The 16036-nt window shown below is 68.3% G+C and carries 13 protein-coding genes; 8 read left to right on the top strand and 5 right to left on the bottom strand.

Translation table 11 applies throughout. The features are described from left to right. The first annotated feature begins 82 nt into the window (after positions 1–82). Positions 83–652 carry a DUF4865 family protein gene (locus tag PM1_RS12900; protein WP_009622804.1) on the top strand — a complete coding sequence of 190 codons (570 nt, stop codon included), beginning with the start codon at positions 83–85 and terminating at the stop codon, positions 650–652. Positions 653–1094: 442 nt separating this feature from the next. Here PM1_RS12900 and PM1_RS12895 read toward each other — a convergent pair whose 3' ends face one another. Continuing rightward, positions 1095–1958 (bottom strand): LysR family transcriptional regulator, encoded by an 864-nt coding sequence (locus tag PM1_RS12895; protein ID WP_009622806.1) that lies wholly within the window; start codon positions 1956–1958, stop codon positions 1095–1097. Positions 1959–2232: 274 nt separating this feature from the next. Beyond that, entirely contained in the window at positions 2233–2472 is a 240-nt protein-coding gene (gene tusA, locus PM1_RS12890; protein ID WP_009622807.1) for a sulfurtransferase TusA, read from the bottom strand. 157 nt (positions 2473–2629) lie between these two features. Between tusA and PM1_RS12885 the strand changes: the two genes are divergently transcribed. Next, entirely contained in the window at positions 2630–4189 is a 1560-nt protein-coding gene (locus PM1_RS12885; protein ID WP_009622808.1) for an alpha/beta fold hydrolase, read from the top strand. 1 nt (position 4190) lies between these two features. Here PM1_RS12885 and PM1_RS12880 read toward each other — a convergent pair whose 3' ends face one another. Then, positions 4191–5069 (bottom strand): MaoC family dehydratase, encoded by an 879-nt coding sequence (locus tag PM1_RS12880; protein ID WP_009622809.1) that lies wholly within the window; start codon positions 5067–5069, stop codon positions 4191–4193. A gap of 86 nt (positions 5070–5155) precedes the next feature. Beyond that, a complete protein-coding gene (gene rlmM, locus PM1_RS12875; protein ID WP_009622810.1) occupies positions 5156–6208 on the bottom strand; it encodes a 23S rRNA (cytidine(2498)-2'-O)-methyltransferase RlmM in 1053 nt (350 codons plus the stop codon). 337 nt (positions 6209–6545) lie between these two features. Here rlmM and acnA point away from each other — a divergent pair, with 337 nt between their 5' ends. Both acnA and PM1_RS12865 read left to right on the top strand, forming a co-directional pair. After that, entirely contained in the window at positions 6546–9278 is a 2733-nt protein-coding gene (gene acnA / locus PM1_RS12870) for an aconitate hydratase AcnA (RefSeq protein ID WP_009622811.1), read from the top strand. A gap of 724 nt (positions 9279–10002) precedes the next feature. Continuing rightward, on the top strand, positions 10003–11568 hold the full coding sequence (locus PM1_RS12865) for a methyl-accepting chemotaxis protein (RefSeq protein WP_009622812.1): 1566 nt from the start codon (positions 10003–10005) through the stop codon (positions 11566–11568). A 352-nt stretch (positions 11569–11920) separates the two neighbouring features. Here the strand turns inward: PM1_RS12865 and PM1_RS12860 are convergent, their stop codons facing one another. Next, the gene (locus PM1_RS12860) at positions 11921–12625 is read right to left on the bottom strand and encodes an alpha/beta family hydrolase (RefSeq protein WP_009622813.1); all 705 of its coding nucleotides are present in this window, start codon (positions 12623–12625) and stop codon (positions 11921–11923) included. A gap of 115 nt (positions 12626–12740) precedes the next feature. Between PM1_RS12860 and ccoN the strand changes: the two genes are divergently transcribed. From ccoN to ccoP, 4 genes are read left to right on the top strand one after another with little or no spacing between them, the layout of a single operon-like run. Beyond that, positions 12741–14183 (top strand): cytochrome-c oxidase, cbb3-type subunit I, encoded by a 1443-nt coding sequence (gene ccoN, locus PM1_RS12855; RefSeq protein WP_009622814.1) that lies wholly within the window; start codon positions 12741–12743, stop codon positions 14181–14183. Continuing rightward, positions 14183–14791: a cytochrome-c oxidase, cbb3-type subunit II gene (gene ccoO, locus PM1_RS12850; RefSeq protein WP_009622815.1), complete on the top strand. Its 609-nt coding sequence runs from the start codon at positions 14183–14185 to the stop codon at positions 14789–14791. Before ccoN ends, ccoO begins: the two co-directional genes overlap by 1 nt. A 5-nt stretch (positions 14792–14796) precedes the next feature. Further along, positions 14797–14988 carry a CcoQ/FixQ family Cbb3-type cytochrome c oxidase assembly chaperone gene (locus tag PM1_RS12845; protein ID WP_024128706.1) on the top strand — a complete coding sequence of 64 codons (192 nt, stop codon included), beginning with the start codon at positions 14797–14799 and terminating at the stop codon, positions 14986–14988. After that, positions 14985–15914, top strand: a complete 930-nt coding sequence (ccoP, locus tag PM1_RS12840; RefSeq protein WP_009622818.1) for a cytochrome-c oxidase, cbb3-type subunit III — start codon at positions 14985–14987, stop codon at positions 15912–15914. The genes PM1_RS12845 and ccoP overlap by 4 nt, the downstream gene beginning before the upstream one ends. The last annotated feature ends 122 nt before the right edge of the window (positions 15915–16036 follow it).

Genomic DNA, 16036 nt, shown 5'->3' with positions numbered 1-16036 from the left:
CACTGAAACAAGCATCCATACCTGTTTCACATGAAAGCGGCCGCGCAGACTCCTTCCAGCCCATGCTGAAAAGGAGCCCGCCATGTTCGCCATGCAATACAGCCACCGCCTGCCGGCGCAGCACGATCTCGACGCCATCCGCCAACGCGCCGCCGCCAAGGGCCCGCAGTGGGACGCCTGGCCGGGCCTGGCGTGCAAGGCCTTCGTCCTCCAGGAAAAGGGCCGCCACGGCGCCGAAGGCCACCTCTACGCCTCGGTCTACCTCTGGCACGAACCAGCCGCCGCCGCGGCCTTCCTGGCCGGCGAAGCCTTTCAGGGGGTGATCGACGCCTTCGGCAGGCCGGCGGTGGAAACCTGGCTGCCCCTGGACGCCCGCCGCGGCCCGGCCTTCGATCGCCCGGCCCGCGCGCTGTACTGTGAGGAACTACCCTTGCCAGGTAGAGGCGCCGCCGCCCTGCGCGACGGTGCCCTGGCCGCCGGCGAGGCGTTGCTGGACCGGGAGGATGTGCTGGCGGTCTGGGTAGTGGCCGACCTGCAACGCTGGAGGCTGCTGCGTTTCAGCGTGAGCGCCGGGGCGCTGGAGCTTCGTGCGGACAGCGTCGGCTACGAAGTCCTGTACCTGGCACGGCCAGGGCTGGAGCGACTGCCATGAACGACAGGCAGAAACGGGAACTGGCGGCACAGCTGGCAGGGCTGGCCTTCGGCGCCTTCCTGGTGCTGGGCATGGCCTGGGGCGTGGCGCGGGTGGCGCGGGTGCTGGTGGGCTGAGGGTGGGCTTTTCGTAGGAGCGAGCTTGCTCGCGAACGAGGTTTCCTGGGGCTTCGGCGCCAAACCAAGAGCACCCTCTCCCCAGCCCTCTCCCTGAAGGGAGAGGGGGCTTGTCCGTGCCGAGAAAAGGCCTGGCTTTAGCCGGCAATCTCTGCTCTAGCCGGCTGACTCCAGAACATCAACGTCTGCCCAACGGTCCCCTCTCCCTTCAGGGAGAGGGTTAGGGAGAGGGAACGGAGTCAATCCAAAACACCGCAGTTACCGGGAAACTCCATTCGCGAGCAAGCTCGCTCCTACGAAAAGCCCCCAGGTCGGATAGCCATCCCCTACCCCACCGTACTCCGCACCGCCGCCACCAACGTCCGCAACATCCCCCGCGCCTGCGCATCCCGCGGGTGGGAGAACAGCAGCACATCCCGCCCCGGCAACGCCGGCAGCCCCAGCCGCGTCCCCACGTCCTCGCAACCCGCCGGCGCCACCCGGCGGCCCAGGGCCGCCACGGCTATCCCGGCGCTGACCGCCGCGCCAATGGTCATCAGCCCACCACCGACGAACACCTCGCGCCAGGCCACCCCGGCCTGGTCCAGGGCGTCTACCGCCATGCGCCGCACGCTGCAAGGCTCGGCCTGGGTGGCCAGGGGCAGCGGTTGGCCGGGCAACGGCTGGAAGTCGGCGGCGCCCATCCAGGCGAAGGGTTCCTGCAGCACCACCTCCGCATCCTGGCGCGGCGGGCCCTGTTGCAGCACCAGGGCCACGTCCAGTTCGCCACGGTCGAAGCGTTCCAGGGTTTCCCGCGAGCTGTCCACCCGCAGTTCCAGCAGCAGGCCCGGCTCGGCGCGGGTGAGCTGGCGCAGCAGACCCGGCAGTTCGGCGCCGACGATGTGGTGGCTGATACCCACCACCAGCCGCCTGGGTTGGCCGCCGGCGAACGCGCCCAGCGCCTGGCGGTGCGCCGCCACCAGGCCGCGGGCCGCCTCCAGGAACACCCCGCCGTCGGCGGACAGGCGCACCAGGCGCGGCGTGCGCTCCAGCAGGCGGCGGCCGAGGTGGTCTTCCAGGCGCTTGATCTTCAGGCTCACCGCCGACTGGGTGCTGGCCAGGGCCTCGGCGGCGCGGGTGAAGCTCTTCAGCTCGGCGACCAGCACGAAGGCCTGCACGGCCTCGATGTCCAGGGCTTTCATGGCGGGCATGTCCATTTCCAATGATGGAGAACGGGCAGCATTCGTTTTCGCCATGGAAAGGTCAAGCGCGAGGTGTTTCGTGGTGGCCGGCGTAGGGCGCATAACGCCTACGGCGTTATCCGCCGACTGGCCTATCTCATCGTCAACGCCATGGCCGGGCCTGGCGCTTCCCGCAAGCATGTCCAGGCTCGGCCCCGAGCGGGGTTCGGCCAAGGCCAAACGGCGGATAACCGCGAACGGTTATTCGCCCTACGTCCAGGAAACATCGTCGGCGATGAGAGGCTCAATCGAGCTTCTTGCGAATCCAGTACAGGTAGGTGCCCGCCTCTTCCTGCTGCTCCACCAGTTCGTGGCCGAGGAAGATGCAGAACTTGGGGATGTCGCGGCGGGTGGAGGGGTCGGTGGCGATGACCTTGAGCAGGCCGCCGGCCGGCAGGTCGCGCACCTTGTTGTGCAGCATCATGACCGGTTCGGGGCAGTTCAGGCCGGTGGCGTCGAGAATGGCGTCGACAGGTTGGGACATGGAAAGGCTCCGCAAAACGAATGGCGCATTGTCACCCAAAGCGGGGGCAGGGTCACGCCTGGCGGGCGAACGGCGGCGGGCCAATCTTTCGTCGGGCCCGTGGCCTGGCCCGCTGGGCTAAGCTCGGCGCCTTCCCCGACAGCGGATGACCCCGCCCATGCGCCTGCCCGCCCTGCTCTGCCTCGCCTTGCTGCTCGCCGGCTGCGCCGCCCGCGACAACCTCCCCGACTATTCCGCCAGCACCGGCCAGGACCTGCCCGCCACCTGGTACGACGCGGTGATCAGCGCCCGCGACGGCACGCGGCTGTCCGCCACCGTGTTCCAGCCAGCGCTCAAGGCCGGCGAGACGGCGCCGCTGATCGTCCACACCCACGGCTGGGGCGGCTGGCGGGTGACCGGGCCGGAGGGTTTCTACGGCAAGAACATGATGTCCGGCCGCGCCGCGCTCAAGGCCTGGAAGGCCGGCTACTGGGTGCTCAGCTACGACCAGCGCGGCTGGGGCGGCAGCGACGGGCGCATCGAGATGATGGACCCGCGCTTCGAGGTGAGCGACGCCAGCGCGGTGATCGACTGGGCCGCCGCGCACCTGCCGCGCCTGCGCATGGACGGCCCGGGCGACCCGCGCGTGGGCATGCTCGGCGAGAGCTACGGCGGCGCCGTGCAGTTGCTGGCGGCCAGCGAGGACCCGCGCATCGACGCCATAGTGCCCATCGCCACCTGGTACGACCTGAGCGACGCCCTGGCCCCGGGCGGCCAGTTGAAGATGGGCTGGGGCGGCGTGCTGCTGGGCCTGGGCATCGCCACCGGCTACGACCTGGGCAAGTTCGCCCAGGCCGACTACCTGCACAGCGCCAGCGGGCGCATGGCCGAACCGGTGCGCGCCGAACTGGCCGCCCACAGCCTGGCGCGCTACTGCGCCGAGGGCCGCCGGCCCCACGCCGACGCCCTGCTGATCCAGGGCCTGCGCGATACCCTGTTCCCCCTCGACCAGGGCCTGCAGATCCGCCAGTGCCTGCGCCAGGGCAGCGCCGACGTGCGCCTGCTGGGCATGCAGGGCGGGCACATCCTGCCGCCGCCGCTGCAGGCCTGGAGCGGCCTGCCGCCATTCAACAACGAGCCGGTGATCCACTGCGGCGGGCGCGCCATCGACCTCTACCAGGGCATCCTCGCCTGGTACGAGGAGAAGCTGCGCCAACGCCCCGGCGCCGCCGACAGCGTGCCGTCGCTGTGCGTCAGCCTCGGCCTGGACCAGGGCCTGGCGCTGGACGAGCTGCCCGCCCCCGGCTCCGTCGTGGCCCTGCCGCCAACGCCGGTGCGCCCGGTCAGCAGCGGGCTGTTGCAGCCGCGCACCTTCATCCCGCTGCAGCAGGTCGCCGAACCCAGCGCCCTGCTCGGCAGCGCGGAAATTCGCCTGGCCCGGCCGCTCGGCCCGGGCGACCAGGCGCTGCTGTTCGCCTCGCTGGCGATCCGTGGCGCCGACGGCCGCACGCGGGTGCTGGACGAACAGGTCAAGCCGTTGCTCAACCAGGGCGCCACGCGGCTCAACGCGGTCAGCGCCAGCCTGGCGGCGGGGGACGAGATCGGCCTGCTGGTCAGCGGTTTCAGCGGCCAATACCTGTTCAACGGTTCCTGGAAGTTCGCCGCGGTGGACCTGCAGGGCGAAGTGCAGTTGCCCGCCCTGCTGCCGCTGCAGCCGCGCCTGGCGGCCGGCCGCTGAATCAGCGCAGCGGCCCGGCGGGCGCCTCGTCCAGCTGGGCCAGCAGCATCGGCTCGTCGCCGCCGTCCACCGGCAGCAGCGCCCACTGTTCCTTGTGGCCCAGGCGGCGGTGGCTCTGGCGCACCTGGCTGCCCAGCGGCAGCGGCGCCTTGAAGTGCACGTCCAGGCGCACCTGCTCGGCCAGGCGCCGGCCGGTGAGGCTGCGCGCCAGGCTCCACATGCCGTGGGCGAAGGGCTTGCCGAAGCCGTAGCGCGAGGCCATCAGGCGCGACAGATGCAGTGGGTTGAAGTCGCCGCTCAGGCCGGCGTAGCGCCAGCCGGCGATCTTCGGCACGCGCCACTGCACGCCGGGGTGCGCGGGCACGTCGAGGGTGTGCCACTGGGCACGCTCGGGCAGCGCGTCGGGCTCGGCGTGGTCGTCGAGGAAGTCGCCGCGGCGCAGGTAGGTGGTGATCGACTGCCAGTAGAGCATGTCGTGGTGCCAGACCTCGGTCGCCACGTCCACCTCCAGCCCCAGCGGGCTGCGCCGGCTGGTGAGGATGCGGCAGTCCAGCTGCAGCTGGGCGTGCTCGTCGAGCATGCGGTAGCGCTGGATGTGGCTGCGCAGGTGGATCAGCCCGAGGATCGACAGCGGCATGCGCGAGCGGCTGAGCAGGCGCAGGTGCAGCGGCAGGCTGATCACCTGCGGGTAGAGCAGCGGCACGCCCAGCGCCGGGTCCAGGCCGAAGTGCTGGCGGTAGGCGCGCAGGTGGCGGGCGTCGAAGCGCAGGCTGCGGCTGTCCATGGCCAGGTTCGGCAGGCGCTCGCCGCGGCCCAGGCCACGGCGCGGCAACAACATGCGGCTGTAACTGCCCAGCAGCGAGGGCAACTTTCGCTTCACGAGCGGCTCCGGGAGGGGGTGCGCCGCACAGCATGGTCGCTGCGCGGCGCAACGGCAAGTCGCCGAAGGTCGCGGGTCGCCGGCGCCTACAGGCGTCGCAGGTGCACCGTGACTTCCTCGCGGTCGTGGTACAGCTGCTTGCAGCCGATGGCCACGCGCAGGCCGCGCTCGCGGAAACTCTCGCGCAGGCGTTCGAGGATCTTGCGCACCTCGGCGTAGCGCTGCTTCATCGGCAGCTTGAGGTTGACCACCGCCTCGCGGCACAGGCCCTCGCCGATCCAGGTGTCGATCAGCCAGCCGGTGCGCGCCGGCTTCTCGACGATGTCGCAGACCATCCAGTCCACCGTCTGCCGCGGGCGGAACACATAGCCGTCGGCACGCTGGTGGTCCACCAGGCCGGAGTAGATCAGGTTCTCGGCCATGGGCCCGTTGTCCACGGCGATCACCCGCATCTCGCGGTTGACCAGTTGCCAGGTCCAGCCGCCGGGCGCCGCGCCCAGGTCGACGGCGAGCATGCCCGGCGCCAGGCGCTTGTCCCATTCGCCGCGCGGGATGAAGTGGTGCCAGGCCTCTTCCAGCTTGAGGGTGGAGCGGCTGGGCGCCTCGCGGGGGAACCGCAGGCGCGGGATGCCCATCGGCCACATGGCGCTGTTGCGCGGCTCGGCGAGGCCGACGAAGACCTCGCGGCCGGAGCGGAAGGTCAGCAGCAGGCGCGGCAGGCTCGGGTCCTCGCGCAGCTTGCCGGCCTTGACCAGGGCGGCGCGCAGGGGCTTTTCGAACTTGCGGCAGAAGGTCGACAGTTCCTTGCCTTCGTTGCTGTCGAAGACTTCCAGCCACAGGCTGCCGCACAGCGGGTACGGGCCCAGTTCCTCCAGCAGCGCGCCGATGCGGTCCTGCTCGGGCAACTGCACGAAGCCGGTGCCGCGGGCCCATTGGCGCGGGAAGATCAGCTCGGCGAAGCGCAGCTGGCGCATCAGCCGGTCGGCGCCGTCGGCCTCCTGGCAAACGAACTCGGCATAGGCGGTGGCCGGCTTGGCGCGGGCGTAGCCGGCCATGTCGAGGCCGGCGGCCAGGTCGGAAATCTCCGCGCAGACCTCGTTCTCGAAGCCCGGGCGGCAATGCAGTAGCAGGGTGTTCATCGGGGTGTCTCCTTGGCCGCGCACTATAGTCGCTGCGCGGCCGGCTTTCACCCGTATTCGCCGCATGCCGGGGGAACCCCCGGCTGCGGCAAAAGGTCCAGAACCCATGGCAGGACCGCGCGCAGCGGTCTAGTTTGAGAGTTCCGAAGTCGCGATCCAGGGCTTGCCGTGCCCCGGAGAGCGCATGCCGGAAGTCGCCAGGATGCCGCCCGATATGCAGAAGATGACTGCCAATCTGCATTCCTTTTGCGCCAAGCCAGGAAGTCCGCCCGGACTTTCCGCCAGTATCGCAGCGGTGCCGTCGATCACCGGCAGAATCCAGCCTGAGGAGAACGTCATGCCCGCAGTGGACAGCCTGAACAGCCTTCGCACCCTCGAGGTGGGCGGCAAGACCTACCACTATTACAGCCTTCCGGAAGCCGCGAAGCAGCTCGGCGACCTGGACAAGCTGCCGAAGTCGCTCAAGGTGCTCTTGGAAAACCTCCTGCGCTGGGAGGACAACCATACGGTCAACGCCGACGACCTGCGGGCCCTGGCCGGCTGGCTGAAGGAGCGCCGCTCCGACCGCGAGATCCAGTACCGCCCGGCGCGGGTGCTGATGCAGGACTTCACCGGGGTGCCGGCGGTGGTCGACCTGGCCGCCATGCGCGACGCCATGGCCAAGGCCGGGGGCGATCCGCAGAAGATCAACCCGCTGTCGCCGGTGGACCTGGTCATCGACCACTCGGTGATGGTCGACCGCTACGCCAGCCACGCCGCCTTCGCCGAGAACGTCGAGATCGAGATGCAGCGCAACGGCGAACGCTACGCCTTCCTGCGCTGGGGCCAGAACGCCTTCGACAACTTCCGCGTGGTGCCACCGGGCACCGGCATCTGCCACCAGGTCAACCTGGAATACCTGGGCCGCACCGTGTGGACCAGGGACGAGGACGGGCGCACCTACGCCTTCCCCGACACCCTGGTCGGCACCGACTCGCACACCACCATGATCAACGGCCTGGGCGTGCTCGGCTGGGGCGTCGGCGGCATCGAGGCCGAGGCGGCGATGCTCGGCCAGCCGGTGTCGATGCTGATCCCCGAGGTGGTCGGCTTCAAGCTCACCGGCAAGCTCAAGGAGGGCATCACCGCCACCGACCTGGTGCTCACCGTCACCCAGATGCTGCGGCAGAAGGGCGTGGTGGGGAAATTCGTCGAGTTCTACGGCGACGGCCTGGCCGACCTGCCCCTGGCCGACCGCGCCACCATCGCCAACATGGCCCCGGAATACGGCGCCACCTGCGGCTTCTTCCCGGTGGACGAGATCACCCTGGGCTACCTGCGCCTGTCCGGCCGCCCGGAAGAGACGGTCAAGCTGGTGGAGGCCTACTGCAAGGCCCAGGGCCTGTGGCGCGAAAAGGGCCACGAACCTGTGTTCACCGATGCCCTGCAACTGGACATGGGCGAGGTCGAGGCCAGCCTGGCCGGGCCCAAGCGCCCGCAGGACCGCGTGCCGCTGGGCCAGGTGGGCAAGGCCTTCGCCGACTTCCTCGCGCTGCAACCCAAGGCCGCGCGCAGCCCGGAGGTCTCGCGCCTGCTCAATGAAGGCGGTGGCGGCGCCGCGGTGGGCAGCGCCGAGAGCCAGGGCGTCGAGTACCAGCACGAAGGCAAGAGCTACCACCTGCAGGACGGCGCGGTGGTCATCGCCGCCATCACCTCCTGCACCAACACCTCCAACCCCAGCGTGATGATGGCCGCCGGGCTGCTGGCGAAGAAGGCGCTGGAGAAGGGCCTGCAGCGCAAGCCCTGGGTGAAGAGTTCGCTGGCGCCCGGCTCCAAGGTGGTCACCGACTACTTCAAGGCCGCCGGCCTGACCCAGTACCTGGACGAGCTGGGCTTCGACCTGGTGGGTTACGGCTGCACCACCTGCATCGGCAACTCCGGGCCGCTGCTGGAGCCCATCGAGAAGGCCATCCAGCAGGCCGACCTGACGGTGGCCTCGGTGCTCTCCGGCAACCGCAACTTCGAAGGCCGCGTGCACCCGCTGGTGAAGACCAACTGGCTGGCCTCGCCGCCCCTGGTGGTGGCCTACGCCCTGGCCGGCAGCGTGCGCCTGGACCTGACGAAGGACGCGCTGGGCACCGGCAAGGACGGCCAGCCGGTGTACCTGAAGGACATCTGGCCGAGCCAGCGGGAAATCGCCGAGGCGATCCAGAAGGTCGACACCGCCATGTTCCACAAGGAATACGCCGAGGTGTTCCAGGGCGACGAGAAGTGGCGCGCCATCCAGGTACCCCAGGCACAGACCTACACCTGGCAGGCCGACTCCACCTACATCCAGCACCCGCCGTTCTTCGAGCACATCGCCGACGCCCCGCCGAAGGTGGCCGACATCGAGAAGGCCCGGGTGCTGGCGGTGCTGGGCGACTCGGTGACCACCGACCACATCTCCCCCGCCGGCAACATCAAGAAGGACAGCCCCGCCGGGCGCTACCTCAGCGAGCACGGCGTGGCCTACGCCGACTTCAACTCCTACGGCTCGCGGCGCGGCAACCACGAGGTGATGATGCGCGGCACCTTCGCCAACATCCGCATCAAGAACGAGATGCTCGGCGGCGAGGAAGGCGGCAACACCCTGCACGTGCCCAGCGGCGAGAAGCTGGCGATCTACGACGCGGCCATGCGCTACCAGGCCGAGGGCACGCCGCTGCTGATCATCGCCGGCAAGGAGTACGGCACCGGCTCGTCCCGCGACTGGGCGGCCAAGGGCACCAATCTGCTGGGGGTGAAGGCGGTGATCGCCGAGAGCTTCGAGCGCATCCACCGCTCCAACCTGGTGGGCATGGGCGTGCTGCCGCTGCAGTTCACCGGCGGCCAGGACCGCAAGGCGCTGAACCTCACCGGCAAGGAAGTGCTGAACATCCGCGGCCTGGACGGCGAGCTGAAGCCGCACATGACGCTGAAGGTGGAAGTCACCCGCGAGGACGGCCAGCAGGAGAGCTTCGAGGTGCTGTGCCGCATCGACACCCTCAACGAGGTGGAGTACTTCAAGGCCGGCGGCATCCTGCACTACGTGCTGCGTAGCTTGATCTGAGGGCTGCGCGAGGACGCTTTCGTAGGATGGGTTGAGCTTGCGAAACCCATGCGGTTGCAGTGATGGGTATCGCTTCGCTCAACCCATCCTACGGAGCGTGGTGTTTGTAGGAGCGCGCCCTGCGCGCGATTCGCGGGCAGGGCCCGCTACAGGTTGCCGGGGAGCACAGTATGCCTCCCCCGTAGGAGCGGACCTTGTCCGCGATAGCCGGAGGTATCGGCGCGGATCGCGGATGAGATCCGCTCCTACGCTGCCCCACCCGCGCCATTCCCCTGTAGGAGCGCGCCCTGCGCGCGAATCGCGGGCAGGGCCCGCTCCTACAAGTTACCGGGAGGCACGGTATTCCTCCCCCGTAGGAGCGGACCTTGTCCGCGATAGCCGGAGGTATCGGCGCGGTTCGCGGATGAGATCTCCTACGGTTTCCCCTTTCGCACCATACCCCCCTTGTAGGAGCGAGCTTGCTCGCGAACAAGCCCCGCAGAGGAGTTTGTTCGCGAGCAAGCTCGCTCCTACGAGAAGCCATGCCCCGCCTTTCACCCGGCCCAGGTCTTGCAGAAAAACCTATGAGCTCATAGGAAAATCTCTTACGACTATGTGACAAGTAGCATTTTGATATCGTCCACTGCCAATATTCCCACGCCAAATATCGAACAAGGCTTCAACTTCCGTTGATCCCAGCCGATAACAAAACCGTCACATGCCTTCTTCGTGGACCTTGCCCTGAATGCGCAACAACCAGCCCGTCACCCAGCGTGAACGCACCTACCCGGCGGAACAACGCCTGATCTCCACCACCAACAGCCGTGGCGTGATCACCTATGCCAACGATGCCTTCGTCGACATCAGCGGCTTCGCGCGGGACGAGCTGGTGGGCTCGCCGCACAACCTGGTGCGCCATCCCGACGTGCCGCCCGCGGTGTTCGCCCACATGTGGGCCACGCTGAAGAACGGCAAGCCGTGGATGGGCATCGTCAAGAACCGCTGCAAGAACGGCGACCACTACTGGGTCAGCGCCTACGTCACGCCCATCTTCGAGCGCAACGAGATCGTCGGCTACGAGTCGGTGCGGGTGCGCCCCACCGCCGAGCAGGTGGAGCGCGCCCAGGCCCTGTACCAGCGGATCAACACCGGCAAGCCGGCGATCCCGCGCCGCGACCTGTGGCTACCGGTGCTGCTGGACTGGCTGCCGTTCATCCTGATCAGCCAGGTGGCCTTCCTCATCGGCGTCTGGCTCGACTCGCACTGGGGCTTCGCCCTCGCCGCCCTGCTCGCCGTCCCCCTCGGCCTGGCCGGCCTGGGCTGGCAGCAGCGCGGCCTCAAGCGCCTGCTGCGCCTGGCCGAGCAGACCACCTCGGACCCGCTGATCGCGCAGATGTACACCGACAGCCGCGGCGCCCAGGCGCGCCTGGAAATGGCCATCCTCAGCCAGGAAGCGCGCCTGAAGACCTGCCTGACGCGCCTGCAGGACACCGCCGAGCAGCTCACCGAGCAGGCCCGCCAGGCCGATACCCTGGCCCACCACAGCTCCTCCGGCCTGGAACGCCAGCGCGTGGAGACCGAGCAGGTGGCCACCGCGGTCAACCAGATGGCCGCCACCACCCAGGAAGTGGCGAACAACGTGCAGCGCACCGCCGACGCCACGCGCCAGGCCAACGAGCTGACGCGCCGCGGCCGCAGCGTGGCCAGCGAGACCCGCGAGGCCATCCAGCGCCTGTCCGCCTCGGTGGGCGAGACGGGCCTGGCGGTGAGCCAGCTGGCCCAGGACAGCAACGAGATCGGCGGCGTGGTCGACGTGATCAAGGGCATCGCCGACCAGACCAACCTGCTGGCGCTCAACGCCGCCATCGAAGCGGCCCGCGCCGGCGAGATGGGCCGCGGCTTCGCCGTGGTGGCCGACGAGGTGCGCTCGCTGGCCCAGCGCACCGCCGAATCCACCGAGCAGATCCACGGCCTGATCGCCAAGCTGCAGCAAACCGCCGAGGGCGCGGTGAGCGCCATGGAAGTCGGCCGCCGCCAGGCCGACGAAGGCGTGGAACGGGTGCTGCTGGCCGACCAGGCGCTGTCGGGCATCAGCGACTCGGTGGCCAACATCGCCGACATGGCCAACCAGATCGCCGCAGCGGCCGAGGAACAGAGCGCGGTGGCCGAGGAGATCAACCGCAACATCGCCACCATCGCTCAACTCGCCGACCAGACCTCCGACGAGGCCCAGCGCACCGCGCAGCTGAGCGAGGAGCTGACGGGGACGGCGCAGAGCCAGTATTCGCTGGTGGAGCGGTTCAACCGTTGAGTGTTGGTGTTCGTTCGTAACGGGGGCTTCGGGTTCGGGGTCCACAGCGCGCGGATACCGAGGTCAGGCGGCGGATAACCGCGAACGGTTATTCGCCCTACGCTCCCGGCGGTTTCGGTGTCTGGATTGACTCCGCTCCCTCTCCCTAACCCTCTCCCTGAAGGGAGAGGGGACTGGTCGGCGCGTTTGACGAGGTTGGAGTCAGCCGGGGGCTCCGGCTGAATCCATATCCCACCATCGGCACGGACGGCCCCCTCTCCCTTCAGGGAGAGGGCTGGGGAGAGGGTTGCGGACTCCCACGCCACTCCGAAGCCGAACCTGGCGACGCCCTTGTTCGCGAGCAAGCTCGCTCCTACGAAAGCCCCTCCAAAAACCCCGCCACCATCCCCGCCGCACTCTCCAGGTGCTGCTCATGAGTCAGCCCTGACGCCTTCAACGGCTTCAGGTCATGGTCCGCCGCCGCCAGCCACTCGACACGGATCGCCGGCGACAGCACGTACTCCGCCACATGCGCCCGGTCGCCCAGCGCATCGCGCTCACCCTGGACGATCAACGTCGGCGTGCGCAGTTCGGCCAGGTGCGCCACCCGCGGTTTCTCCGGCTTGCCCGCGGCGTAGAAGGGGTAGCCCAGGCACACCAGGGCGTCGGCGCCCAGTTCGTCGGCCAGCAGGCTGGCCATGCGCCCGCCCATGGACTTGCCGCCGATGGCCAGCGGGCCCTGCGCCTGCCCGCGCACCTGCTCGAACACCTGGCGCCAGCACTCCAGCAGTTGCTTCTGCGGGTTCGGCGGGCGCTTGCGGCCGTCCTCGCGGCGGGCGGCCATGTAGGGGAACTCGAAGCGCGCTACCGCCACGCCCCGGGCGGCCAGGCGCCATGCCATTTCGTCCATGAACGGGCTGTCCATGGGCGCACCGGCGCCATGGGCCAGGACGAGGGTTGCCGACAACGCACCGGCCGGCCGGTTCCACAGCAGCGACAAAGCGCCACACTCCCCCGCCGGGCCGGGCGCCGAGGGCGATTGATCAAAATCAATATTCGGTTTCCGGGGTTTATCCATTCTTCGCTCCGCTAGTTGCGTAATTAGTACCTGTCCCTGGGGGAGGGGCGGCGTTCGCCGTAAGGAACCCGCCGGGATGGGCTAGCCCATAACCGTGGATGGAAGCCCATATACCATGAGCACAACCAATCAGACCGCTTATAACTACAAGGTGGTCCGCCAGTTCGCCGTGATGACGGTGATCTGGGGAATCGTCGGCATGCTGGTCGGCGTCGTCATCGCCGCCCAGCTGGTGTGGCCGGAACTCAACCTCGGCTTGCCGTGGACGAGCTTCGGGCGCCTGCGCCCACTGCACACCAACGCCGTGATCTTCGCCTTCGGTGGCTGCGCCCTGTTCGCCACCAGCTACTACGCGGTGCAGCGTACCTGCCAGGTACGCCTGTTCTCCGACACCCTGGCCTCCTTCACCTTCTGGGGCTGGCAGCTGGTGATCCTGCTGGCCGCCATCAGCCTGCCGCTGGGCTACACCTCCTCCAAGGAGTACGCCGAGCTGGAATGGCCGATCGACATCCTCATCACCATCGTGTGGGTCGCCTACGCCGTGGTGTTCTTCGGCACCCTGGTGAAGCGCAAGACCAAGCACATCTACGTGGGCAACTGGTTCTTCGGCGGCTTCATCCTGACCGTGGCGCTGCTGCACGTGGTCAACAACCTGGAGCTGCCGGTCGGCTTCATGAAGTCGTACTCCATCTACTCCGGCGCCACCGACGCCATGGTGCAGTGGTGGTACGGCCACAACGCCGTGGGCTTCTTCCTCACCGCCGGCTTCCTGGGGATGATGTACTACTTCGTGCCCAAGCAGGCCGAGCGTCCGGTGTACTCCTATCGCCTGTCGATCGTGCACTTCTGGGCGCTGATCGCGGTGTACATCTGGGCCGGCCCGCACCACCTGCACTACACCGCCCTGCCCGACTGGGCGCAGTCCCTGGGCATGGTGATGTCGCTGATCCTCCTGGCGCCCTCCTGGGGCGGCATGATCAACGGCATGATGACCCTCTCCGGGGCCTGGCATAAGCTGCGCAGCGACCCGATCCTGCGCTTCCTGGTGGTCTCCCTGGCCTTCTACGGCATGTCCACCTTCGAAGGCCCGATGATGGCCATCAAGACCGTCAACGCCCTCTCCCACTACACCGACTGGACCATCGGCCACGTGCATGCCGGCGCGCTGGGCTGGGTCGCCATGGTCTCCATCGGCTCGCTGTACCACATGATCCCGAAAGTGTTCGGCCGCGAGCAGATGCACAGCGTGGGCCTGATCAACGCGCACTTCTGGCTCGCCACCATCGGCACCGTGCTCTACATCGCCTCGATGTGGGTCAACGGCATCACCCAGGGCCTGATGTGGCGTGCAGTCAACGCCGACGGCACCCTCACCTACTCCTTCGTCGAAGCGCTCGCCGCCGGCCACCCCGGCTTCGTCGTGCGCATGATCGGCGGCGCCGTGTTCCTCAGCGGCATGCTGATCATGGCCTACAACACCTGGCGCACCATCGCCTCCTCCAAAGCCGAGGAAGCTGAAGCGGCCGCCCGGATTCCCGCCGTCGTAGGAGCCCACTGATGAAACACGAAGTACTCGAGAAGAACGTCGGCCTGCTGGCCCTGTGCATGGCCGTGGCCGTGAGCATCGGCGGCCTGACGCAGATCGTCCCGCTGTTCTTCCAGGACGTGACCAACACCCCGGTGGAAGGCATGAAGCCCTACACCGCCCTGCAACTGGAAGGCCGCGATATCTACATCCGCGAGGGCTGCGTCGGCTGCCACTCGCAGATGATCCGCCCGTTCCGCGCCGAGACCGAGCGCTACGGCCACTACTCCGTGGCCGGCGAAAGCGTCTGGGACCACCCCTTCCTGTGGGGCTCCAAGCGTACCGGTCCGGACCTGGCCCGCGTCGGCGGCCGCTACTCCGACGACTGGCACCGCGCGCACCTGTACAACCCGCGCAACGTGGTGCCGGAGTCGAAGATGCCGGCCTACCCCTGGCTGGTCGAGAACAAGCTCGACGGCAAGGACATCGAAGGCAAGCTCAAGGCCATGCGCACCCTCGGCGTGCCCTACACCGACGAGGACATCGCCGGCGCCCGCGAGAGCGTTCAGGGCAAGACCGAGATGGACGCCGTGGTGGCCTACCTGCAAGGCCTGGGCACAGCGATCAAGAACAAGCGGTGATGGCCATGGACATCGGAACCATCCGCGGCCTCGGCACCGTCGTGGTGATGCTCGCCTTCATCGGCGTCACCCTCTGGGCCTACAGCGGCAAGCGCAAGCAGCGCTTCGACGCCGACGCCCTGCTGCCCTTCGCCGACGATCCGCAGGCTCTGCGCCACGCCGAGCATGAACAAGCTTCTGGGAGCAACAAAGCATGACTACCTTCTGGAGTCTGTACATCACCGTACTGACCGTCGGATCGCTGATCGCCCTGCTATGGCTGGTCTTCGCCACCCGCAGCGGCGAAACCAAGGGCGCCACCGACCAGACCATGGGGCACTCCTTCGACGGTATCGAGGAATACGACAACCCGCTGCCGCGCTGGTGGTTCCTGCTGTTCGTGGGCACCATCGTCTTCGCCGTCGGCTACCTGGCCCTGTACCCGGGCCTGGGCAACTGGAAAGGCGTGCTGCCGGGCTACACCGACGGCTGGACCCAGGTCAAGCAGCTGGAACGCGAGCAGGCCCTGGCCGACGAGAAATACGCGCCGATCTTCGCCAAGTACTCGGCCATGTCCGTCGAAGACGTGGCCAAGGACCCACAGGCCATGAAGACCGGCGAACGCCTGTTCGCCACCTACTGCTCGATCTGCCACGGCTCCGACGCCAAGGGCGCCATGGGCTTCCCCAACCTGACCGACCAGGACTGGCGCTGGGGCGGCGACGCGCAAACCATCCAGACCACCATCCTCGGCGGCCGCCACGCGGTGATGCCGGCCTGGGGCGAGGTGCTGGGCGACCAGGGCGTGCATGACGTGGCCGCGTTCGTCACCACCAAGCTGGACGGCCGCAAGCTGCCCGAAGGCGTGACCGACGCCCAGGTGGCCAATGGCGAGAAACTCTTCGCCACCACCTGCGTCGCCTGCCACGGCCCGGAAGGCAAGGGCACCGCCGCCCTGGGCGCGCCGGACCTGACCCATCCGGGTGCGTTCATCTACGGCTCGGGCTTCGCCCAGCTGCAGCAGACCATCCGCCATGGCCGCCAGGGCCAGATGCCGGCACAGGAAGCCTACCTGGGCAAGGACAAGGTCCACGTCCTGGCCGCGTACATCTACAACATTTCCCGCCCGGAAAACGCCAACTGATCCACCCTCCGCTCGCGCCCGCCCGGGCGCGAGCAACTTCCGCGCAGTTACGCGACCAAGTGTCGCACCTCGCGCGCGCCATTCCTTCACACTGCTCTAGATCAAGACTAAGCTCATTCCAT

The sequence above is a fragment of the Pseudomonas sp. M1 genome, assembly GCF_022760135.1.
GTDB lineage: Bacteria > Pseudomonadota > Gammaproteobacteria > Pseudomonadales > Pseudomonadaceae > Pseudomonas > Pseudomonas citronellolis.
Note: the sequence above shows the minus strand (reverse complement) of the source record. Positions and strands in the feature narration are given on the sequence as shown.